Here is a 20799-nt window from a genome sequence, read left to right on the forward strand (position 1 = left end):
GGCGGCGCCCCGCCGGGCGGGCCGGGATCGGATGGGCGTGTGCTGCTGTGCCGGGCGGGACGTGTGGTCGCTGCGCCGGGTGGTCGGGGGTCGGACGGGTGTGTGCTGCTGGGCCGGCGGGACCTGTGGTCGCCCTCCGGGTGGTCCGGTCGCGCCGCCCGCCTGCGGGGTCCTGGAAGTCTGTGCCCGCCTGGACCACGCGGCCTGATCAGGCGCTCACAGCGCACGGACCCCTCAGTCCTCGTCCTCCTCCGCCAGCACCCGCTGCGCCGTCGCGAAAGCCGAGTTGGCCGCGGGGACCCCGCAGTAGACGGCCGTCTGCAGGAGCACCGCGCCGATCTCCTCCGGGGTGAGGCCGTTGCGGCGGGCCGCCCGGACGTGCATGGCCAGCTCGTCGTAGTGGCCGTGGGCGACCAGCGCCGTCAGCGTGATCATGCTGCGTTCACGGCGGCTGAGGGTCGAGTCGGTCCAGATCTCGCCCCAGGCGTAGCGGGAGATGAAGTCCTGGAAGCGGGCGGTGAAGGGCGTCTGGCGGGACTGGGCCCGGTTGACGTGGGCGTCGCCGAGCACCTGGCGCCGCACGTCCATGCCCAGCCGGGCGCCGCCGTCCAGATGGGCGCGCAGGGCCGTGAGGACGGCCTCGGGGCGTTCCGCGGGTGCCAGGTGCGAGGCGCCGGGGATCTCGACGAGCGCGGCGCCCGGCACCGCGTCCGCGATCTGCCGCAGATGCGCGGGCGGTGTCGCCGGATCCTCGCGGCCGGCGACCACGAGGGTCGGGACGGCGATCTCGCTCAGCCGTTCGCGCACGTCGAACGCGGCCAGCGCGTCGCAGCAGGCGGCGTACGCGCCGGGGTCGGCGGCACGGTGGTCGGCGACCAGCTCCGGCACGGTGAAACCGGGCGTGAACCAGCGGGCGTCCGCGCTCCGCGCGAGCGAGGCCAGTCCCTCGCGCCGCACCAGCGCGGCCCGCTCCTGCCACGGTGCGGCCCCGTTGAAGTGGGCCGACGAGCAGAGCACCGCCAGCGACGACACCCGCTCGGGGTGGTGCAGCGCCAGGTGCAGGCCGACCGCGCCGCCCAGCGACACCCCGGCGTAGGCGAACCGCTCCACGCCCAGCGCGTCCGCGAGCGCGAGCACCAGCCCGGCGAGGTCACCGACGGTGGCGCCGGGAGCGATCAGGTCCGCCGCCGAGCCGCCGTGCCCGGGCAGGTCCCAGCGGATCACCTGGTGGGTGACGGACAGCTCGGGGGCGACCTTGTCCCACAGGGCGGCGGAGGTGCCCAGCGAGGGCCCGAGCAGGAGCGGGGTGGCGGAAGCGGCCCCCTCGGCGCGGTGGTTGAGCAGCTTCTCGGTCAACGTCGCTCCAGCGCACGGTCGGTGAGGGATCCGGCGGAGCCGGTGTAACGGGCCGGGTCGGTCAGGGCGTCGAGGTCGACGCCCTTCAACGCGGGTTCCTCCCGGAGGAGTTCGGCCAGCGAGCGGCCGTCGGAGTGGATGCGGTGGGCGGTCCGGGTGAGCAGTTCCTTCGCCCGGGCGCGGCCCAGGGCGGCCGACAACTCGGCGGACAGCCGCTCGGAGACGATCAGCCCGTGCGTGAGGCCGAGGTGCTCCCGCATGACCTCCGGGTACGTCCGCAGCCCCCCGGTCAGTGCGGCGGTGTCCCGCGCGGCCCCGCCGGTCAGCCGCAGCAGGTCCCGCAGCGGCTCCCACTCGGCGTGCCAGGCCCCGGCCGGCCGCTCGTCCTCGGCGACCAGCGCGCCGTACAGCGTGGCCGCGAGCTGCGGGGCGCGCCGGGCGGCGGCTGCGACCAGGGTGGAGCGCACCGGGTTCGCCTTGTGCGGCATGGCCGACGAGCCGCCGCCGCTGCCCTCGGCGACCTCCGCGATCTCGGTGCGGGAGAGGGTGAGGACGTCCGTCGCGAGCTTTCCCAGTGCGCCCGCCGTGAAGGCCAGGCATCCGGCGAGGTCGGCGATCGGGGTGCGCAGCGTGTGCCACGGCAGCCGGGGCGCGCGCAGCCCCAGTTCTCGGGCGTAGGCGGCGGGCAGCGCGGTCGCGTCGTCGGCGCCGTACGCCGTGAAGGCGGCCAGCGTCCCGGCGGCACCGCCGAGTTGAGCGGGCAGCGCGTCCCGCACGGCCGTCACCCGGTCGCGCGCGTCCAGCACCAGTGACCGCCATCCGGCGGCCTTCAGCCCGAAGGTGGTCGGTACGGCGTGCTGGGTGAGCGTGCGTCCCGGCATCGGCGTGTCCCGGTGCGCGGCGGCGAGCCGGGCCAGGTCCCGCTGCGCGCGGTCGAGGTCGGACAGGAGCGGCTCCAGCGCGCGCACCGCGACCAGCATCATCGCCGTGTCCATGATGTCCTGGCTGGTCGCGCCCCGGTGCACATACGGCCCGAACTCCTCACCGACCGCCTCGGTCAGGTCGGCGACCAGCGGGATCACGGGGTTGCCGCCGCCGCGGGCGCGCTCGGCGAGGGAGCGCGGGTCGAAGGTGCGCGCGGCCGCCTCGGTGACGGCGGTCCCGGCGCCCCGGGGGGCGAGCGCCAGCGACTCCTGGGCGCGGGTCAGCGCCGCCTCCGCGTCGAGCAGCGCCCGCAGGAACGCCTCGTCGCCGGTGGCGTCGGCGGCGCGGGAGCCGGTCCAGCCGGGGGAGAGCAGACCGGCCTCACGGCGGGTCGGGGGCACCTCGTGCGTCACTGGTACTCCAGGAAGACCGTCTCGCCTTCGCCCTGAAGGCGGATGTCGAAACGGTAGGTGTTCCACGGCCCGGGCGTGGCGATCAGCGTGTCGCGCCGCGCGGGCTCCAGCCGGCCCAGCAGCGGGTCGGCGGCGAGTGCGGCGTCGTCGCCCGGCAGGTAGATCCGGGTGTACAGGTGCACCAGCAGCCCGCGCGCGAACACGCACACGCTGAGGTAGGGGGCGCTGTTCCCGCGGGCGCCGGGCCGCAGCGTCCGCGCGCTCCAGTGGCCGTCGGCGTCGGTCTGGACGCGGCCCCAGCCGGTGAACTCCACGCCGTTGCGGCCCAGGAAGCCGCCGCTCGCCGGGTCGCGCCGCATCGATCCGTCGACCCGCGGCACGTTGCCGTCGGGGTCGGCGCCCCACAGTTCCAGGAACGCGTCGGGCAGCGGCACGCCCTCGCCGTCGTACACGTGTCCCTGCAGGGTGACGGTGTCCGGGTGGCCGAGGGGGGCGATGTCGCCGCCGCCCGGGAACGGCAGGGCATGGCCGTAGAAGGGGCCGACCGTGTGCGACGGCGTGGGCAGCACCGTCTCCGGGCGGCTCGGGTCGATCTTCGTCATGGCAGGTCAGCGTCCTTCTTCGATCCAGGTGGCGTGCGGCCCGTCGAGCACGATGTCCCAGTGGTAGCCCATCGAGAACTCCGGCACCGACAGGCTGTGGTCGTAGGTCGCGACCAGACGCTGCCGGGCGTTGTCGTCCGTCACCGACTGGATGATCGGGTCGTAGGGGAACAGCGGGTCGCTCGGGAAGTACATCTGGGTCACGAGCCGCTGGGTGAACGCCGTGCCGAACAGCGAGAAGTGGATGTGGGCCGGCCGCCAGGCGTTGAGGTGCTGGCGCCACGGGTACGGGCCCGGCTGGACGGTCGTGAAGCGGTAGCGCCCGTCGGCGTCCGTCAGGGTGCGGCCGACGCCCGTGAAGTTCGGGTCCAGCGGGGCGTCGTGCTGCTCGCGCCGGTGGGCGTAGCGGCCCGCCGAGTTCGCCTGCCAGATCTCGATGAGCTGGCCCCGGACGGGACGGCCGTCGCGGTCCAGCAGCCGGCCGGAGACGGTGATGCGCTCGCCGATCGGCTCCCCGTCGTGCTGCCGGGTCAGGTCGTTGTCGATCTCGGTGATGTCGCGCTCCCCGAAGGCCGGCGAGTGCAGCTCCACCAGCTCCGGGTCCTGCGTCACGTCGATGGTGACCGGCGGCTGCTCGGGGTGGCGCAGCACCGAGGACCGGTAGGGCGCGTAGTCGCGGCGCGGCTGGTGCTCGACCGGACCGCCGTCGGCGAGCCGCTTCCGGTACGCGGCGTGTTCCGCCGCGATCTCCTGGTCGATGTCGTGCTGGGTGAGAGCCATGGGGGTTCCTGGGGTTAGCGTTCGAGGACGAGGGCGAGGCCCTGGCCCACGCCGATGCAGAGGGTGGCGACGCCGACTCCGCCGCCCCGGCGGGCGAGCTGGTGGGCGACGGTGCCGGCGAGGCGGGCGCCGGAGGCGCCGAGCGGGTGCCCGAGGGCGATCGCGCCGCCCTGCGGGTTGAGGACGGCCGGGTCGAACGCGGGCCATTCGGCCACGCAGCCGAGCACCTGGGCGGCGAAGGCCTCGTTCAGCTCCAGGACGGACAGGTCGTCGAACCGCTTGCCCGCCTTGGCCAGGGCGCGGTGGACGGCCTCGACGGGGGCGAGTCCGAAGTGGTGCGGGTCGACGGCGTGGACGCCGGTGGCGCTGACGCGGGCGAGCGGTTCGCGGCCGGTGGCCTTCAGGCCCGCCTCGTCGACCAGCAGCAGGGCGGCGGCGCCGTCGTTGAGGGGGGAGGCGTTGCCCGCGGTGACCGTGCCTGCCCCGGCGGTCGGGGCGGAGCCCTCTCCGGCTTCGCGCGCCTTGCGGAAGGCGGGCTCGAGCCTCGCCATCGCCTCCGGGGAGGCGTCCGGGCGGACGCACTCGTCGGCGCCGAACTCGACCGGGTCGCCCTTGCGCCGCGGGATCGTGACGGGTGTCAGTTCCGCGTCGAAGAGGCCCTCGCGCTGGGCTCGCGCGGCCTTCCGATGGCTGCTCAGGGCGAACTCGTCCTGCTGTTCGCGGCTGATGCCGTGCTTGTCGGCGACGAGTTCGGCGCACTCGCCCAGCGGGACGGCCCACTGCGGGTCCATCCTCGGGTTGACCATGCGCCAGCCGAGCGTGGTCGAGTACAGCTCGGTGTGGCCGGCCGGGAAGGGGCGGTCGTTCTTGGGCAGGACGTAGGGCGCCCGGGTCATCGACTCCACGCCGCCGGCCACGGCGATCGAGGCGTCGCCGACGGCGATGGCGCGGGCCGCCTGGATCACCGCCTCCAGGCCGGAGGCGCACAGCCGGTTGACGGTGACGCCGGGGACCGAGGTGGGCAGGCCCGCGAGGAGGGCGGCCATGCGGCCGACGTTGCGGTTCTCCTCGCCGGCGCCGTTGGCGTTGCCGACGTAGACGTCCTCGACGCGGGAGGGGTCCAACTCCGGTGTCCGGGCGAGCAGTTCCCGGATGGTGTGGGCGGCCAGGTCGTCCGGGCGGACGCTCGCGAGAGCCCCGTTGTAGCGGCCGATCGGCGTGCGGACGGCGTCGACGATGTACACGGTCCTCATCGCACACCCTCCGCGACGGTCAGCTCGGCTGCGGTCCGGTCCGCGACCTCCTCGACGGTGACGCCCGGCGCGGTCTCCACCAGCACCAGTCCGTCGTCGGTGACGTCGAGCACGCCGAGGTCGGTGATGATCCGGTTCACGCACGCCTTGCCGGTCAGCGGCAGCGCGCACTCCTGGAGGATCTTCGGGCTGCCGTCCTTGGCGGTGTGCGTCATCACCACGATGACGGTGCGGGCGCCGTGGACCAGGTCCATCGCCCCGCCGATCCCGGTGATCAGCTTGCCGGGGACCGCCCAGTTGGCGAGGTCGCCGCCGGCGGAGACCTGCATCGCGCCCAGCACGGCGACGTCGATGTGCCCGCCCCTGATCATCGAGAACGACAGCGCCGAGTCGAAGAAGGACGCCCCCGGCAGCACGGTGACGGTCTCCTTGCCGGCGTTGATCAGGTCCGGGTCGACGGCGTCCGCGGTGGGGTAGGGGCCGGTACCGAGGATGCCGTTCTCGCTCTCCAGCACCACCTCCACGCCCGGCGGCAGGTGGTTCGGGATCAGGGTCGGCAGGCCGATGCCGAGATTGACGTACTGCCCGTCCTCCAGCTCGCGCGCCGCCCGCGCGGCCATCTCCTCACGTGTCCAGGCCATCAGCTGCTCACCGTCCGCCGCTCGATCTTCTTGTCCGCGGCCTGCTCCGGGGTCAGGGCCACCACCCGCTGCACGAAGATGCCCGGCAGGTGCACCGCGTCGGGGTCGATGGCTCCGGGCTCGACCAGCTCCTCCACCTCCGCGATCGTCACCCGGCCCGCCATGGCGGCGAGAGGGTTGAAGTTACGGGAGCTCCTGTTGAAGACGAGGTTGCCGTGCCGGTCGCCCTTCGCCGCTCTGACCAGCGCGAAGTCGGTCCGGATGCCGTGCTCCAAGACGTACTCCGAGCCGTCGAACTCCCGCACCTCCTTCGGCGGCGAGGCCAGCGCGACGCCGCCCTCGCCGTCGTAGCGCCACGGCAGACCGCCCTCGGCGACCTGTGTGCCGACCCCCGCCGGGGTGTAGAAGGCGGGGATCCCCGCCCCGCCGGCGCGCAGCCGCTCGGCCAGCGTGCCCTGCGGGATCAGTTCCACCTCCAGCTCCCCGGCCAGGTACTGGCGCGCGAACTCCTTGTTCGCCCCGATGTAGGAACCGGTCACGCGGGCGATCCGCCCGGCGGCGAGCAGGACCGCGAGGCCCGACTCCATCGCCCCGCAGTTGTTGGAGACGACCGACAGGCCGGCCACGCCCCGCTCGTACAGGGCCTGGACGAGCACGTTCGGCACGCCGCTCAGTCCGAAACCGCCCACCGCCAGCGACGCGCCGTCCGGCACGTCGGCCACCGCCTCCAGGGCCGTGGCGACCACCTTGTCCATCCGTGAAGCCCCATCTCTTCCGTGCGCCGGCCCCTCGGTTAATCAGGGCACTGACTATCTGGGCGAGCGTCCTTCACGCTGCCATCGGCGGGACGGGCCGTCAAGGGGTCGGAGAAGCAGAGGTCACAGAGATGTGCGGAGTGCAGACAGGTCGGCCCGTCCCGGGTATCGTTCAGTGCACGTACGATCCGGATCTCGGGAGTTGGCATGGCGGCGGTGGACCTGAACACCCATCCCGGGCACCTCGCCCGGAGGCTTCAGCAGGCCCACTACCTGCTGTGGAACGCGATGGTCTCCGAGGAGATCACCTCGCCGCAGTTCGCCGTCCTCAACGCCCTCGTCGCGGAGCCGGGACTCGACCAGCGCACGGTGGGGGAGCGGGTGGGGCTCGACCGTTCCACCGTCGCCGAGGTGATCAGCCGGCTGACCCGGCGCTCCCTGCTCGACAAGGTCCGCGACCCGCAGGACGGCCGTCGCTTCCTGCTGCGGCTGACCGACGACGGCGTACGCACCCACCGACGGCTCGCGGTGCGCGCGGCCCGGATGAGTCAGGTCTTCCTCGCGCCGCTGTCGGGCGAGGAACAGGCGCAGTTCTTCGATCTCATCCGACGGGTCGCCGACGCGGCGGAGGGCCTGCGCAATCCGGGGGAGCCGCTGGTCGCCCAGGAATGACGGGGCCGGGGCCGGTCGAGGGGCGGTCGGGGGCGCGTCGCACCGGGCGCGGCGTGTGCTCGTCGCGGGTCGCCAAGGGCGCCGCGTGCCGCTGGGGGGTCTCCGTGCCGGCGGGGCGGCCGTGTCCCGCCGCGGCTTGCCCGAGGCTCACCGGGCCGCGACGAACACCACCCACACCTGACCCTCGGCGAAGGCGACCTGCCGGCCGTCGCCGGTCGAGAACCGCGTGCCCTCCGCGGCGCTCCCGCGCTTCCAGGTCACCTCGTGGGAACGTCCGTCGCGCAGCACCTGCGCCCGCCCCGAGCCGACCGTCTGCGTGTACGGCGTGGTGTGGCCGAGCGCGTCGTGGAAGGCCGAGCCGCGCACCGTCACGTGCTGCACCACCACCGTCGACGCGGCCACCCGCCCCGCGTCGGTCGTCACGGTCGGCCTGCCGTCCGTCGACACCAGCCAGCGCCCACTGCTCTGCGACCAGGTGAAGGTGAAACGCGCCGACGGGTAGCGCACGGTGTGCGAGGGAGTCGGCGTGCCGCCGGCGGGTGCCGCGCCGAAGCGGAAACCGGTCGTCAGCGCGGCGGGGCCCGGCGCGGCGGACAGCAGCCGGTCGGGACGCAGGAAGAGGTCGTGCGGCGAGGGCCGGTGCGCGTCGCGGTGGTAGGCGCCGGACTCCTCCTGGGGCGTGACGGCCCGCAGCGGCGCCCTGTCGATCAGCGGCCTCAGCGCGCTCTGCGCCCCGGAGTACGCCAGCACCGGGCGGTGGAACTGGCGCAGCAACTCCAGGTCGGACTCGCGGGCGCTGCGCACCGGGCCGACGGCCCGCGGCAGCTTCGTCGCGTACACCGCCATCAGCCGGCTCAGTCCGCCCTCGACCTCCTCGACGTACACGATGTCCGCCGCGGCGAGGCCGGTGTGCGGTCGGGCCGCGCCCACGTTGTCGATCTTCACCGCGAGTGCCGGGCCGGCGCCCGACGTCGGGCCGTCCGAGCGGCTCGGCTCCCGTTGCGTGGCGCGCTCGTCGTCCGCCGGGCCGCGGTCCGTCGTGCAGCCCGCCGCCAGGGCGAGCGCGACCGCCGTGGCCAGCAGCGCCGCCACGAGCGGCGGACGAGGGTGTGCCCGTCGCCCCCGCCGCGCCCCGCGTCCCGGGACCGCGGCCCCGTGGTCCACCCTGGTCGCACCCACCGTCGCCACCCCGTTCCGTTCCTTTCGATTGTGCGCTCATCGGTGCCCCGGCGACCACATGTGGATGTATGCGCCATGCCTGACCAAAGGGGCTGTTCCTGATGAATAGGCTGATCAGATGACACGGAGACATTGTGTCGGTTGATGCGCGTCCATGACCTTCGCGGTCGTCGGGGGATTCGGGCCGGAGGCGCTCGGGTACCCGGGCGGCACCCGGAATCCGGCCGGTGACACGGCGGGACTCCCGACTCGGTGGAGGGAGCGCGGCACGATGAAGGCAGTGACCTGGCAGGGGAAGCGGGACGTACGGGTGGAGACCGTGCCCGACCCGACCATCCAGGAGCCGACGGACGCCGTCATCCGCGTCACGTCCACCGGACTGTGCGGCTCCGACCTGCACCTGTACGAGGTGCTCACCCCGTTCATGAGCCCGGGCGACATCCTCGGCCACGAACCGATGGGCATCGTCGAGGAGGTCGGCCCCGGTGTCCCCGACCTCAAGGCCGGCGACCGGGTCGTGGTGCCGTTCCAGATCGCCTGCGGCAACTGCTGGATGTGCCTGAACTCCCTGCCCACGCAGTGCGAGACCACCCAGGTCACCGGCGAGGGCATGGGCGCCGCCCTGTTCGGCTACACCCGTCTGTACGGCGCGGTCCCCGGCGGCCAGGCCGAGTACCTGCGCGTACCGCAGGCCCAGTTCGGCCCCATCAAGCTCCCCGAGGGACCGCCTGACGACCGGTTCCTGTACCTCTCCGACGTGCTGCCCACCGCCTGGCAGGCCGTCGCCTACGCGGACGTTCCCCAGGGCGGCAGCGTCGCCGTGCTCGGCCTCGGCCCGATCGGCGACATGGCCTGCCGCGTCGCCCAGGTGCGCGGCGCCGGCCGGGTGTTCGGCGTCGACCTGGTCGGCGACCGGCTGCGCCGGGCCCGCGCGCGCGGCGTGGAGACGTTCGACCTCAGGAACTTCGACAGCGAGAAGGAACTGGTCGCCGCGATCCGTGACGAGACCGACGGCCGCGGACCCGACGCCGTGATCGACGCCGTCGGCACCGAGGCCCACGGCAGCGCGGCCGCCCGCCTCGTCCAGAACGCCTCCGCCCTGTTGCCGCGCAAACTCAGCGGCCCGCTCGCGGAACGCTTCAGCGTCGACCGGCTCGCCGCCCTGCACACCGCCATCGAGCTGGTGCGCCGCGGCGGCACCCTCTCCCTGGTCGGCGTCTACGGCGGCATGGCCGACCCGCTGCCCATGCTGACCATGTTCGACAAGCAGCTCCAGATCCGCATGGGCCAGGCCAACGTGCGCCGTTGGACCGACGACATCATCCCGTACCTCACCGACGAGGACCCGCTCGGCGTCGACGACTTCGCCACCCACCGGATGCCGCTGTCGGAGGCCCCGCAGGCGTACGAGATGTTCCAGCACAAGCGGGACGGCGCGGTGAAGATCGTCATGACGCCCTGAGAGCCCCCGGCGCGGTGAGGGGCCGGGCGCCCTCACCGCGGGGCCGGCCGCGCCCCGGCGAGTGCCGGGCGCGGCCGTGCGCTGACCGGGCCCCGGGGCGCCGCCGCCGGTGGGCTGGGCTGCCTGGGGTGTGATGGTGCCCGGGGGTGAGGTGTCCTGGGTGTTGAGGTGCCCTGGGGTGCGGAGGTGGACGGTGGGGTGCCGTGCCCGTCGGGTGTGTCACGCCTCGGGGGGCGTTCCCAGGATTTCCGCGAGGTCGTAGCGCACCGGCTCCTCCAGTTGGGCGTAGGTGCAGCTCTGCGGGGTCCGGTCCGGGCGCCAGCGGCGGAAGCGGGCCGTGTGCCGGAACCGGGCCCCGTTCTCCATGTGGTCGTAGGCCACCTCGACCACCCGCTCCGGCCTGAGCGGCACCCACGACAGGTCCTTCTTGCCCGACCAGCGGCTCGGCGCCCCGGGCAGTCGCGCGCTCTCGTGGGCGGCCTCGTCCGACCAGGCCGCCCACGGATGGCCCTCGGCGTCCTCCATGCGCAGCGGCTCCAGCTCCCGCACCAGCTCCGCCCGGCGTTTCATGGCGAACGCGGCCGACACGCCGACATGCTGGAGGACACCCCGGTCGTCGTACAGGCCCAGCAGCAGCGAACCCACCACCGGCCCGCTCTTGTGAAGGCGGTACCCCGCGACGACGACGTCCGCCGTGCGCTCGTGCTTCACCTTGAACATGGCACGCTCGTCCTGGAGGTAGGGCAGCGCCAACGGCTTGGCGATCACCCCGTCCAGACCCGCACCCTCGTACTCATCGAACCACTGCCGCGCCACCTCGACGTCCGTCGTCGCCGGCGCCAGGTGCACGGGCGGCGTCACCCCGGCCAGTGCCCGGGCCAGCAGCTCCCGCCGGTCGACGAGCGGCACGTCGAGCAGTGACTCGTCGGCCAGCGCCAGCAGGTCGAAGGCGACGAACGACGCCGGGGTCCGCTCGGCGAGCGTCCGCACCCGCGAGTCGGCGGGATGGATCCGCTCGGTCAGCGCGTCGAAGTCCAACCGTCCCTCCCGCGCGATCACGATCTCCCCGTCCACCACGCACCGCGCCGGCAACCGCTCCTGAAGCGCCCCCACCAGCTCGGGAAAGTACCTGGTCAACGGCTTCCCGGTACGGCTGCCCAGCTCGACGTCGGCCCCGTCGCGAAACGCGATCGCCCGAAAGCCGTCCCACTTCGCCTCGTACTGCATGCCCGGCGGGATCACCGCCACCGACTTGGCGAGCATCGGCTTCACGGGTGGCATCACCGGCAGGTCCATGGTCCGATTCTGCTCGGAAAGACGATAGATCGCCCGGTGTGCGAGCTATGCGAGGTACGCCTACCGTGGCACGCACGGGTGAGGCGGCCGAACGGCTCGGGCAGGAGGACGGGCGTCGCGGCCCCGCCCCGAGAACGCGCACGGGCGACGCGGTGGAAGTGGAGGGGCACGCATGGGCGACGCGGTGGAACTCGAGGCGGGCGGCCGCACGGTACGGCTGTCCAGCCCCGACAAGGTCTTCTTCCCGGAGCGCGGCTTCACCAAGCTGGACCTCGCCCGCTACTACCAGGCGGTCGCCCCCGGCATCCTGCGCGCCCTGCGCAACCGCCCCACCACCCTGGAGCGCTACCCGGACGGCGTGACCGGCGAGTCCTTCTTCCAGAAACGCGCCCCGAAGAACATGCCCGACTGGATCCCCACCACCCACATCACCTTCCCCAGCGGCCGTTCCGCCGACGAGATGTGCCCCACCGAGGAGGGCGCCGTCCTGTGGGCCGCCCAGTACGGCACGCTCACCTTCCACCCCTGGCCCGTCCGCCGTGACGACGTCGACAGCCCCGACGAACTCCGCATCGACCTCGACCCCCAGCCGGGCACCGACTACGACGACGCCGTCCGCGCCGCCCACGAACTGCGCGCCGTCCTCGACGAGTTCGGCGGCCTGCGCGGCTGGCCCAAGACCTCCGGCGGACGCGGTCTGCACGTCTTCGTCCCCATCGAACCGCGCTGGACCTTCACCCAGGTCCGGCGCGCCGCCATCGCCGTGGGCCGCGAGATGGAACGCCGGATGCCGGAGCGGGTGACGATCAAGTGGTGGAAGGAGGAGCGCGGACAGCGCATCTTCCTCGACTACAACCAGACGGCACGCGACCGCACCATCGCCTCCGCCTACTCGGTGCGGCCCCGCCCGAACGCCCCCGTCTCGGCCCCCCTGCGCTGGGAGGAGGTCGGGGACGCGCACCCCCGGGACTTCGACCTGGCGTCCATGCCCGCGCGCTACGCCGCACTCGGCGACGTGCACGCCGACATGGACGACCACCGGTACTCCCTCGAGGCGCTGCTGGAACTCGCCGCGCAGGACGAACGCGACCACGGCCTCGGCGACCTGCCGTACCCGCCGGAGTATCCGAAGATGCCGGGCGAACCCCGGCGGGTCCAGCCGAGCCGGGCCAGGAAGCCGGGGCCCCCACCCCCCTGACCCGCGGCTGACCGGCCCGCGGCTGACCGGCCCGCGGTTGACCGGCCTGCGACTGACCGGCCTGCGATCCCCCGATGGTGAAGAAGACCGACGGCACGATCCCGGGTCACGAGCCGCACCGCCCGCACAGTGCGCAGGACGCCCCGGCGACGCACGGGGGGACGCACGGGCGCTGAGGGATCATGGGCCGGTGACACTCGTCCTGACACGCGGCGACCTGGAAGCCCTGCTCGACCCCGCGGCCTGCCTCGACGCCCTCCGCGAGGGCTTTCGCGCCGCGCACGCCACGGCGGTCCCGGGGCGCCGCGCCGCCGAATCAGGCGTGTTGGCGGGAGCCGAACTGTCCGCCGACGCCGCCGACGCCACCCTCGGTAACATCCTGCGCGGCGACCACCCCGGCCGCGTCGATCCCGCCGAACGGACGGTGTACGCCCCCGGCGGCCTGCCCTGGCAGGACCTGGCGCTCGCCCGGCTGGCGTACGAGCGGGCCGAACGGCAGGGCGTCGGACGGCGGATCGACCTCCTCGCCTGAGACGGACCGAGGCCGCGTGCTGCTCCCGGACCCGGGGCACCCCCGGCGAGAGGGGCCGGTGCACGGAGGAGAGCGCTCTCACCTCCCGGTTTCGCCGCGGCTATCCTGACTTCCCACCGACCCAGGAGGAGCCCCGAAGTGAGCGAGACAGCGCCGCGTCCCACGCTGGAGGCCGTGGCCGCGCTGGCCGGCGTCTCCCGGGCCACCGTCTCGCGGGTCGTCAACGGGAGCGACGGGGTCAGGGAGCCCCTCGCCGAGCGGGTCCGGCGGGCGGTGGAGGAACTCGGGTACGTTCCCAACCAGGCCGCCCGCAGCCTGGTGACGAAACGGCACGACGCCGTCGCCGTCGTCATCGCGGAACCGGAGACCCGGGTCTTCGCCGACCCCTTCTTCGCCCTGCAACTGCGCGGCATCAGCAAGGAGCTGACGGCCCACGACAACCAGCTCGTGCTGCTGCTCACCGAGGGCCGCGACGACCACGCCCGGGTCGCCCGCTATCTGGCCGGCGGTCATGTCGACGGTGCGCTCGTCTTCTCGCTGCACCTCGAGGACCCGCTGCCCGGTCTGATCCAGGGCGCCGGAGTGCCGACGGTGTTCGGTGGCCGGCCCGGCTGGAGCGACGGCACCCGTGACGTCGTGTACGTCGACAGTGACAACCGGGGCGGCGCCCGCGAGGCCGTGCGCCACCTGGTGGGCCTCGGCCGCACCCGCGTCGCGCACATCACCGGGCCGCTCGACCAGACCTCCGCCGCGGACCGGCTCGACGGGTTCCGGGACGTCATGGGCGACAGCGACCCGCGGCTCGTCGTGGAGAGCGACTTCACGCCCGGCGGCGGCGAGCGGGCCATGCGCGAACTCCTCGCCCGCCGCCCCGACATCGACGCCGTGTTCGCCGCCAACGACCTCATGGCCTCGGGTGCCCTGCGCGTCCTGCGCGAGCGGGGGCGACGGGTGCCCGAGGACGTCGCCGTCGTCGGTTTCGACGACATGCTGCCCGTCGCCGAACAGAGCGACCCGCCGCTGACGACGGTCCGTCAGGACATCGAGGAGCTGGGCCGGATCATGGCCCGGCTCCTGCTGCACACCCTGGACCGCCGGCCCCCGGACGGCGACGGCGACGACACGTCGTCCGGGGTGATCCTTCCGACCACCCTGGTGCGCCGCGCCTCCGCCTGACCGCACCCGCGCTCACCCGCGCTTGTGCTCACCCGCGCCTGCGCTCAACCGCTCGCTGTATATGCGCCCGGCCCGGCCTGCGCCTGGCCTGGCTTGCGCCTGGCCTGGCTTGCGCCTGGCCTGGCTTGCGCCTGGCCTGGCTTGCGCCTGGCCTGGCTTGCGCCTGGCCTGGCTTGCGCCTGGCCCGGCTGCGTCTGACCGCTCCTGGCCCTCACTCGCGTCCCGCGCTTCCGCGTCCCGCGCTTCCGCGTCCCGCGCCGGCGCGATCCCAGCCCCCGCGCGCCGCCCCGCGTGGCTCAGCAGGTCCGTGGCGCGCTCACTCCGGCTGTGGCGCGCTTCTGATCACCGCGAAGCGCGCCCCGTCCGGGTCGATGAGTCGGGCGACGCGACCGACGCCCTCGACGTCCGTGGCGGGCAGCCGGACGGTGCCACCCCGCTCCCGTGCGCGGGCGACGACCGCGTCCACGTCCGTCACCTCGAAGTACGGCAGCCAGTACGCACCGGACCACGCCTGCGTCGGGTCGCCGCCCGGCGGGACGATTCCGCCGAACATCGCGTCCTCCCCGGCGCCGGCCGGGTTGACGCAGGTGTACGTGCCGCCCGGGAAGGAGACGGCGGAGGTCTCCAGGCCCAGGGTGGCGTGGTAGAAGGCGGCCGCCGCGGCCTCGTCCGGCGTGTGCAGCTCGACCCAGCAGAGCGAGCCGGGCTGGCCCACCACGTCGAGCCCCTCGGTCCGGCCCGGCTGCCAGACGCCGAACGGCGCGCCCGCCGCATCGGCGAGCACCGCCATCGTGCCCTGGTCCATGACCTCCGTCGGCGGGAGGAGCACCCGGCCGTGCGCCTGCTCGGCCGCCTTGCAGGTGGCCTCGGCGTCCGCCGTCCGGAAGTACACCGTCCACGACGGCGGGCCCTGCTCGGGCGTGGTGGACATGCCGCCCGCGGCTGTTCTGCCGTCCGCCTGGAAGAAGCCGTAGCCGCCCGCTTCCGGTCCCGCCGACCGGTACCGCCATCCGAAGAGCGCGCCGTAGAAGGAAGCGGCGGCGTCGATGTCGGACGCGCCGACGTCGAGCCAGTTCGGAGCGCCGTTGACGAAACGGGTGCTGAGCATCGTCGCCCTCCTCGTCGCAGTCCCGTCTGCACTGCCGAGTCTCGCACCGGCCACTGACGATCGCCGCCGGAGCACGGCGCCGATCCGTCCCCGATCCGTCCCCGGTCCGTCCACCGTCCGTGCCCGGTGCGTCCTGATCCGCGGCCACCCTCCGCCGGGGCGGTCCCTCCGCGTCTTCGCCGCCGCTTGCGCGCGCCGCCGTGCGCTCCTACCCCAGCGGAGGGCACCATCGAGGCGGCCGGCGGCCCCGGCCCGCTCGTATATCCGGCGTTGATCGAACGTTTTTCACCGCCCGGCACGATCCTCGACATGTACACCGACACCATGGAAATGCCCGATCTCGCCTGGCAGAGCGAGGCACTGTGCGCGCAGACCGGGGCGGACTTCTTCTTCCCCGAGCCCGGCAGCTCGGTGCGGGAGGCCAAGCGCATCTGCGGCATGTGCGAGATGCGGGCCGCCTGCCTCGACTACGCCCTCGCCCACGACGAACGCTTCGGCGTGTGGGGCGGGCTGTCCGAGAAGGAACGCCTCCAGCTCCGGCGCACGTCTCGGTGAGGTCACCCACCCACGGCACCTCGCACAGGACGACGACCGGGTCGCGGGGGTCCGGTCACGATCCGCGTGCACGTGCCGCCGGTGTCGCCGTCGCCGCCGTTGTTCTCGCTGTCGCTGTCGCTGTCGCTGTCGCTGTCGCTGTCGCTGTCGCTGTCGCTGTCGCTTCCTCGGACGAGGACGCGCCGTAGTACGCCGAAGGGCGGCCCGCCCGGGTCCACACCCGGGCCGGCCGCCCTCCGCGCCGTGCCGGTCTGCCGCTACAGGTCAGGCGCCCGCCCGTGCCGCCATCCGCGCCTTGCGCGCCGCCAGCTTCTCGTCGAACTTCAGCGCCTCCGCGTCCAGACCGCTCATGTACATGCCGAGTTCGTCCTGCGCCTGCTGCCCCTCGGGCCCGAGGCCGTCGATCTCCATGACCCTGAGGTGGCGCAGGACGGGCTGGAGGACGTCGTCGTGGTGGATGCGCAGGTTGTAGACCTCGCCGATCGCCATCTGCGCCGCGGCCCGCTCGAAGCCGGGGATGCCGTGGCCGGGCATCCGGAAGTTCACGACCACGTCCCGCACCGCCTGCATGGTCAGGTCCGGCGCGAGTTCGAACGCCGCCTTGAGCAGGTTGCGGTAGAAGACCATGTGCAGGTTCTCGTCGGTCGCGATGCGGGCCAGCATGCGGTCGCAGACCGGGTCGCCGGACTGGTGGCCGGTGTTGCGGTGCGAGATGCGGGTGGCCAGCTCCTGGAAGGCGACGTACGCCACCGAGTGCAGCATCGAGTGGCGGTTGTCCGACTCGAAGCCCTCGCTCATGTGGGCCATGCGGAACTGCTCCAGCTTGTCCGGGTCCACCGCGCGCGAGGCGAGCAGGTAGTCGCGCATCACGATGCCGTGCCGGCCCTCCTCGGCGGTCCAGCGGTGCACCCAGGTGCCCCAGGCGCCGTCGCGGCCGAAGAGGCTGGCGATCTCGTGGTGGTAGCTGGGAAGGTTGTCCTCGGTCAGCAGGTTCACCACGAGGGCGATCCGGCCGATCTCCGTGACCTTGGACTGCTCCTTGTCCCACGCCTCGCCGTCCTCGAAGAGGCCGGGGAAGTTACGGGCGTCGCTCCACGGCACGTACTCGTGGGGCATCCAGTCCTTGGCGATCTTCAGGTGCCGGTTCAGTTCCTTCTCCACCACTTCCTCCAGTGCGTACAGCAGCCGGGCGTCGGTCCAGACGGAGGGGCTGCCGAGGTGCGGGGAAGCGATCGTCACGGGTACTCCAGGGGACGTGATGCAAAGCGGAAACCGTCCGGCAGGCGATGCCGGAACTTACGGGATCGTAGGCTACGAAACCGTAGGTTACGAAGCCGTAGGTTAAAAACGTTGTAAAGACCGCTGCTCAACCGGCCGTACCGGGACGGTCACCGGGGGTTTCGGGCATGTGGAACAGCCCCGGGACCCGCAGGCCCCGGGGCTAAACAGGTCGGTCCGCTCCCTCGCTCAGGCGTACAGGTCCCGCAGCCGCACCGAGAGGCATGTCACACAGCCCTCGAGCTTCTCGAACTCGCCGATGTCGACCACGACGGGCTCGTACCCGAGGTCCGTGAGCAGGTCCGCCGTCTTCGGCGCGCTCGCCGCCATGAGCACCTTCGGGCCGCCCAGCAGTACCACGTGGGCGCCGGCCTCCTCCGGCACGGACAGGAAGCGCGGGAAGAGCGAGGGGCGGTCGACCTTGGGGATGTGGCCGATCACCGTGCCGTCCGGAAGCGCGGTGACGGCCGACTTCAGGTGCAGCACCTTGCTCACCGGCACGGCGACGACGCGTGCCCCGAGCGGCTCGAACGCCTCCCGCACCTGCTGGACGCCGGCCGCGTTGGTGCGGCCGCCCCGGCCGACGTAGATCGTGTCGCCGACCTTGAGCACGTCACCGCCGTCCAGCGTGCCCGGCTCCCAGATCCAGTTCACCGAGCAGCCCAGCCGGGCCACCGCCTCCTCGACGCCGGCGGTCTCCTCCCGCCGGGACTCTGCGCCCGGGCGCGCGATCAGGGCGACGTTGCGGTACATCACCACCGTGTCCTCGACGAACACGGAGTCCGGGCAGTCGTCGGCCGGGTCGACCTCGACGGTCTCCCACCCGTGCGCGCGCAGCGCCTCGACGTACGCCTCCCACTGCTCCAGGGCGCGCGCCACGTCGACCTTCTCCCGCTCGAGGTGCGTCACCAGACCTTCGGCGAGGCGGGGGCTGGGGCGGCGGATGAGGGCCTTCTTGCTGGGCACGTCCAGGACTCCGGGATCGGTGGTGGCGGTCCGGCGCCCCTGACACGGCGCCGGTCCGCCATCATGCAGCGCCGGTCCGCGAGGACAAAACCCCGCCCGACGGGCCGTGCCCGCCGCGGACCGCGCGCCCTACGCCGGATCCGCCGGCGCCAGCACCTCCTGCGCGGACGTCGGACGCAGCTCGCCGTCCAGCAGCAGCCACCGGGTGATCCCGATCGAGTCCAGGAACGGCAGGTCGTGGCTGGCCACGATCAGGGCGCCCTCGTAGGACTCCAGAGCCGTGGTGAGCTGCCGCACGCTCGCCATGTCGAGGTTGTTGGTCGGTTCGTCCAGCATCAGCAGCTGGGGCGCCGGCTCGGCGAGCATCAGCGCCGCCAGGGCCGCCCGGAAGCGCTCGCCGCCGGACAGGGTCGCCGCCTTCTGGTCGGCGCGGGCGCCCCGGAACAGGAAGCGGGCCAGGCGCGCCCTGATCCGGTTGTTGGTGGCGCCCGGCGCGAACCGGGCGACGTTCTCGGCGACCGTCAGCTCGTCGTCGAGGACGTCCAGCCGCTGCGGCAGGAAACGCAGCGGCACGTGCGCGTGCGCCTCGCCCGCGACCGGTGCCAGCTCCCCGGCGATCGTGCGCAGCAGCGTCGTCTTGCCCGCGCCGTTGCGGCCGACCAGCGCGATGCGCTCGGGGCCGCGCAGATCGAGCCCGCCCGCCACGCGCGCGCCGTACACGAGCTCCAGGTCCCGCAGTGTGAGCACGTCACGCCCCGGCGGTACGGCCGTGTACGGCAGTTCGACGCGGATCTCGTCGTCGTCGCGGACGGCCTCCGCCGCCTCGTCGAGCCGCTCCCTGGCCTCGGCGAGCTTCTCCTCGTGGAGGATGCGGTGCTTGCCCGCGGACTCCTGCGCCGCGCGTTTGCGCGCCCCCATGACGATCTTCGGTTCGCGTTTGCTGTCCCACATCTTCTGCCCGTACCGCTTGCGGCGGGCCAGCTTGACCTGGGCGTCGGCCAGTTCGCGCTTCTGCTTGCGCAGATCGGCCTCGGCGACGCGCACCATGCGTTCGGCGGCCTCCTGTTCGGTGGCGAGGGCCTCCTCGTACGCCGAGAAGTTCCCGCCGTACCAGGTGATCTCGCCGGCGCGCAGGTCGGCGACCTGGTCGACGAGGTCCAGCAGTTCCCGGTCGTGGCTGACGATCACCATCACGCCCGGCCAGGACGCGACGGCGGCGTACAGGCGGCGCCGCGCGTACAGGTCGAGGTTGTTGGTGGGTTCGTCGAGCAGCAGGACGTCCGGGCGGCGCAGCAGCAGCGCGGCCAGGCGCAGCAGGACCGACTCGCCGCCCGACACCTGGCCGATGGTGCGGTCGAGGCCGATGTGGCCGAGTCCGAGTTCGCCGAGGGTGGCCAGGGCGCGTTCCTCGACGTCCCAGTCGTCGCCGACCGTCTCGAAGTGCTCCTCGCGGACGTCGCCGGACTCGATGGCGCGCAGGGCGGCCCGCCGGGCGGCGATGCCGAGGGCCTCGTCGACCCGCAGGGAGGTGTCGAGGGTGACGTTCTGCGGGAGGTGGCCGATCTCCCCGGTGGCGCGTGCGGTGCCGTCGGAGGGGGTGAGGTCCCCGGCGATCAGTTTCAGCAGGGTCGACTTGCCGGAGCCGTTGACGCCGACGAGCCCGGTCCGGCCGGAACCGAAGGCGACGTCGAGTCCCTCGAAGACGGAGGTGCCGTCGGGCCAGGCGAAGGAGAGGGCGGAACAGGTGATCGACATACTCAAGTGGGCCTCGCGGTTGCGTGTGCGGTCAGGGGCAACGCGTGTCGAGACACCGGAGAGCGGCGACCACCGGGGAGCGGGAGCATGCGGGAGGGGGCACGGAAACCCGTGGACGGGACAGGCCCTGTTCCGCAAGGACGGCTCGAACGCCGAGGTCGCACGCAGCGCACACACCTGTGCGGGTGTGGCGTGGTGTCTCAGGACCTCAGACGAGCAACGTCCTTCTCCAATCGGCGGCAACAGAAGCGTTTTACACCGTAGGAAAGGCCGGAAGGGCTGTCAACGGATTATCAGGCGTCCCGCATGAGTTCCGCGAGGTCGTGGTCGAGATCGAGCTGGAGGTGCTCCAGGCCGGCCGGCACCAGCTCGTCGGTGGCCCGCAGGAAGCGCCGGATGTCCGCCGAGTGCACGTGCACGATCGCGGTGCCCTCCGGGGCGTGGAACTCCAGCACCGTGCGGTCGTAGCCGTAGGGACGGACACGGACGTCGCCGTGTCCCTCGGCGTCGTGCAGACCGGCGGCGAGCAGGTCGCGGGCGAAGGTCCAGCAGACGTCCACGCCCTCCAGGGTGGCCGGGGCCGGGAAGGTCATGCGGACGGCGAAGGGATCGCGCCGGTCGTAGTGCAGCATGGCGGGGATGCTCTGCATCCGAGGCGCGGCGGCGACCAGGCGGGCCTCTACGGGCTGCTCGATGAGGATGGACAACGCCTTGCTCCCTTGTGACGGCGGGCGGACTCTCGGGCGGGGCGGGGGGCCGGACACTGGAAGAGACGTCGGAACCGGCCGATCCGTGCACACGCAGTTCGAGTGACCTCGGTCACCGCGTTTCATGCACGGGAGTGACTCACCTCTCCTCCCGTGCCGCACCGGGCGGTTGGGGCGGCCGGGGCCGTCTG

The 20799-nt window shown here is 73.2% G+C and carries 20 protein-coding genes; 6 read left to right on the plus strand and 14 right to left on the minus strand.

Annotated elements, in window-relative coordinates; translation table 11 throughout:
* Window positions 1-234 precede the first annotated feature (234 nt).
* From pcaDC to ACZ4YY_RS05960, 7 genes are read right to left on the minus strand one after another with little or no spacing between them, the layout of a single operon-like run.
* Window positions 235-1356 carry a bifunctional 3-oxoadipate enol-lactonase/4-carboxymuconolactone decarboxylase PcaDC gene (pcaDC, locus tag ACZ4YY_RS05930; protein WP_468284209.1) on the minus strand — a complete coding sequence of 374 codons (1122 nt, stop codon included), beginning with the start codon at window positions 1354-1356 and terminating at the stop codon, window positions 235-237.
* Window positions 1353-2693 (minus strand): 3-carboxy-cis,cis-muconate cycloisomerase, encoded by a 1341-nt coding sequence (gene pcaB / locus ACZ4YY_RS05935; protein ID WP_468284211.1) that lies wholly within the window; start codon window positions 2691-2693, stop codon window positions 1353-1355. Before pcaB ends, pcaDC begins: the two co-directional genes overlap by 4 nt.
* A complete protein-coding gene (gene pcaG / locus ACZ4YY_RS05940) occupies window positions 2690-3295 on the minus strand; it encodes a protocatechuate 3,4-dioxygenase subunit alpha (protein ID WP_468284213.1) in 606 nt (201 codons plus the stop codon). Before pcaG ends, pcaB begins: the two co-directional genes overlap by 4 nt.
* A 6-nt stretch (window positions 3296-3301) precedes the next feature.
* The gene (gene pcaH / locus ACZ4YY_RS05945) at window positions 3302-4075 is read right to left on the minus strand and encodes a protocatechuate 3,4-dioxygenase subunit beta (protein ID WP_468284215.1); all 774 of its coding nucleotides are present in this window, start codon (window positions 4073-4075) and stop codon (window positions 3302-3304) included.
* 14 nt (window positions 4076-4089) lie between these two features.
* Window positions 4090-5328 (minus strand): thiolase family protein, encoded by a 1239-nt coding sequence (locus tag ACZ4YY_RS05950; RefSeq protein WP_468284217.1) that lies wholly within the window; start codon window positions 5326-5328, stop codon window positions 4090-4092.
* The gene (locus ACZ4YY_RS05955; protein WP_468284219.1) at window positions 5325-5969 is read right to left on the minus strand and encodes a CoA transferase subunit B; all 645 of its coding nucleotides are present in this window, start codon (window positions 5967-5969) and stop codon (window positions 5325-5327) included. Before ACZ4YY_RS05955 ends, ACZ4YY_RS05950 begins: the two co-directional genes overlap by 4 nt.
* Window positions 5969-6724, minus strand: a complete 756-nt coding sequence (locus tag ACZ4YY_RS05960; RefSeq protein WP_468284221.1) for a CoA transferase subunit A — start codon at window positions 6722-6724, stop codon at window positions 5969-5971. Before ACZ4YY_RS05960 ends, ACZ4YY_RS05955 begins: the two co-directional genes overlap by 1 nt.
* Window positions 6725-6931: 207 nt before the next feature.
* Between ACZ4YY_RS05960 and ACZ4YY_RS05965 the strand changes: the two genes are divergently transcribed.
* Window positions 6932-7396, plus strand: a complete 465-nt coding sequence (locus ACZ4YY_RS05965) for a MarR family winged helix-turn-helix transcriptional regulator (RefSeq protein WP_468284223.1) — start codon at window positions 6932-6934, stop codon at window positions 7394-7396.
* A gap of 147 nt (window positions 7397-7543) precedes the next feature.
* Here the strand turns inward: ACZ4YY_RS05965 and ACZ4YY_RS05970 are convergent, their stop codons facing one another.
* Window positions 7544-8488, minus strand: coding sequence for a DUF3048 domain-containing protein (locus ACZ4YY_RS05970; protein ID WP_468284225.1), 945 nt, complete (start codon window positions 8486-8488; stop codon window positions 7544-7546).
* Window positions 8489-8846: 358 nt separating this feature from the next.
* Between ACZ4YY_RS05970 and ACZ4YY_RS05975 the strand changes: the two genes are divergently transcribed.
* Entirely contained in the window at window positions 8847-10037 is a 1191-nt protein-coding gene (locus ACZ4YY_RS05975) for a zinc-dependent alcohol dehydrogenase (protein ID WP_468284227.1), read from the plus strand.
* A gap of 219 nt (window positions 10038-10256) precedes the next feature.
* On the opposite strand, the gene ACZ4YY_RS05980 is transcribed toward ACZ4YY_RS05975, so the two are convergent.
* Window positions 10257-11333, minus strand: coding sequence for an ATP-dependent DNA ligase (locus ACZ4YY_RS05980; protein ID WP_468284229.1), 1077 nt, complete (start codon window positions 11331-11333; stop codon window positions 10257-10259).
* A gap of 172 nt (window positions 11334-11505) precedes the next feature.
* On the opposite strand from ACZ4YY_RS05980, the gene ligD reads away from it, so the two are divergent.
* The 3 genes from ligD (at window position 11506) to ACZ4YY_RS05995 (ending at window position 14239) form a co-directional block, all read left to right on the plus strand.
* Window positions 11506-12531 carry a non-homologous end-joining DNA ligase gene (gene ligD / locus ACZ4YY_RS05985; protein ID WP_468284231.1) on the plus strand — a complete coding sequence of 342 codons (1026 nt, stop codon included), beginning with the start codon at window positions 11506-11508 and terminating at the stop codon, window positions 12529-12531.
* 190 nt (window positions 12532-12721) lie between these two features.
* Window positions 12722-13063, plus strand: a complete 342-nt coding sequence (locus tag ACZ4YY_RS05990; protein ID WP_468284233.1) for a hypothetical protein — start codon at window positions 12722-12724, stop codon at window positions 13061-13063.
* A 138-nt stretch (window positions 13064-13201) separates the two neighbouring features.
* On the plus strand, window positions 13202-14239 hold the full coding sequence (locus tag ACZ4YY_RS05995; RefSeq protein ID WP_468284234.1) for a LacI family DNA-binding transcriptional regulator: 1038 nt from the start codon (window positions 13202-13204) through the stop codon (window positions 14237-14239).
* A gap of 316 nt (window positions 14240-14555) precedes the next feature.
* Here the strand turns inward: ACZ4YY_RS05995 and ACZ4YY_RS06000 are convergent, their stop codons facing one another.
* On the minus strand, window positions 14556-15347 hold the full coding sequence (locus tag ACZ4YY_RS06000; protein WP_468284236.1) for a VOC family protein: 792 nt from the start codon (window positions 15345-15347) through the stop codon (window positions 14556-14558).
* Between the two features lie 309 nt (window positions 15348-15656).
* Between ACZ4YY_RS06000 and ACZ4YY_RS06005 the strand changes: the two genes are divergently transcribed.
* Window positions 15657-15902, plus strand: a complete 246-nt coding sequence (locus ACZ4YY_RS06005; RefSeq protein ID WP_468284238.1) for a WhiB family transcriptional regulator — start codon at window positions 15657-15659, stop codon at window positions 15900-15902.
* A 264-nt stretch (window positions 15903-16166) separates the two neighbouring features.
* Here the strand turns inward: ACZ4YY_RS06005 and ACZ4YY_RS06010 are convergent, their stop codons facing one another.
* From ACZ4YY_RS06010 to ssgD, 4 genes are all read right to left on the minus strand, one after another.
* Window positions 16167-17141, minus strand: a complete 975-nt coding sequence (locus ACZ4YY_RS06010) for an acyl-ACP desaturase (protein WP_468284240.1) — start codon at window positions 17139-17141, stop codon at window positions 16167-16169.
* A 228-nt stretch (window positions 17142-17369) separates the two neighbouring features.
* A complete protein-coding gene (gene ddaH / locus ACZ4YY_RS06015; RefSeq protein ID WP_468284242.1) occupies window positions 17370-18146 on the minus strand; it encodes a dimethylargininase in 777 nt (258 codons plus the stop codon).
* Window positions 18147-18275: 129 nt separating this feature from the next.
* The gene (locus tag ACZ4YY_RS06020; RefSeq protein WP_468284244.1) at window positions 18276-19907 is read right to left on the minus strand and encodes an ABC-F family ATP-binding cassette domain-containing protein; all 1632 of its coding nucleotides are present in this window, start codon (window positions 19905-19907) and stop codon (window positions 18276-18278) included.
* A 287-nt stretch (window positions 19908-20194) separates the two neighbouring features.
* The gene (gene ssgD / locus ACZ4YY_RS06025) at window positions 20195-20608 is read right to left on the minus strand and encodes a spore wall synthesis regulator SsgD (protein ID WP_468284246.1); all 414 of its coding nucleotides are present in this window, start codon (window positions 20606-20608) and stop codon (window positions 20195-20197) included.
* Window positions 20609-20799: the final 191 nt, after the last annotated feature.

Source organism: Streptomyces sp. NPDC030143 (genome assembly GCF_055573695.1).

What these genes read in the sequence shown, in the direction of transcription:
- pcaG (WP_468284213.1), bottom strand. Translation starts at nt 3,295, where the DNA reads ATGACGAAGATCGACCCGAGCCGCCCGGAGACGGTGCTGCCCACGCCG.
- pcaH (WP_468284215.1), bottom strand. Translation starts at nt 4,075, where the DNA reads ATGGCTCTCACCCAGCACGACATCGACCAGGAGATCGCGGCGGAACAC.
- ACZ4YY_RS05950 (WP_468284217.1), bottom strand. Translation starts at nt 5,328, where the DNA reads ATGAGGACCGTGTACATCGTCGACGCCGTCCGCACGCCGATCGGCCGC.
- ACZ4YY_RS05955 (WP_468284219.1), bottom strand. Translation starts at nt 5,969, where the DNA reads ATGGCCTGGACACGTGAGGAGATGGCCGCGCGGGCGGCGCGCGAGCTG.
- ACZ4YY_RS05960 (WP_468284221.1), bottom strand. Translation starts at nt 6,724, where the DNA reads ATGGACAAGGTGGTCGCCACGGCCCTGGAGGCGGTGGCCGACGTGCCG.
- ACZ4YY_RS05965 (WP_468284223.1), top strand. Translation starts at nt 6,932, where the DNA reads ATGGCGGCGGTGGACCTGAACACCCATCCCGGGCACCTCGCCCGGAGG.
- ACZ4YY_RS05975 (WP_468284227.1), top strand. Translation starts at nt 8,847, where the DNA reads ATGAAGGCAGTGACCTGGCAGGGGAAGCGGGACGTACGGGTGGAGACC.
- ACZ4YY_RS05980 (WP_468284229.1), bottom strand. Translation starts at nt 11,333, where the DNA reads ATGGACCTGCCGGTGATGCCACCCGTGAAGCCGATGCTCGCCAAGTCG.
- ligD (WP_468284231.1), top strand. Translation starts at nt 11,506, where the DNA reads ATGGGCGACGCGGTGGAACTCGAGGCGGGCGGCCGCACGGTACGGCTG.
- ACZ4YY_RS06000 (WP_468284236.1), bottom strand. Translation starts at nt 15,347, where the DNA reads ATGCTCAGCACCCGTTTCGTCAACGGCGCTCCGAACTGGCTCGACGTC.
- ACZ4YY_RS06005 (WP_468284238.1), top strand. Translation starts at nt 15,657, where the DNA reads ATGTACACCGACACCATGGAAATGCCCGATCTCGCCTGGCAGAGCGAG.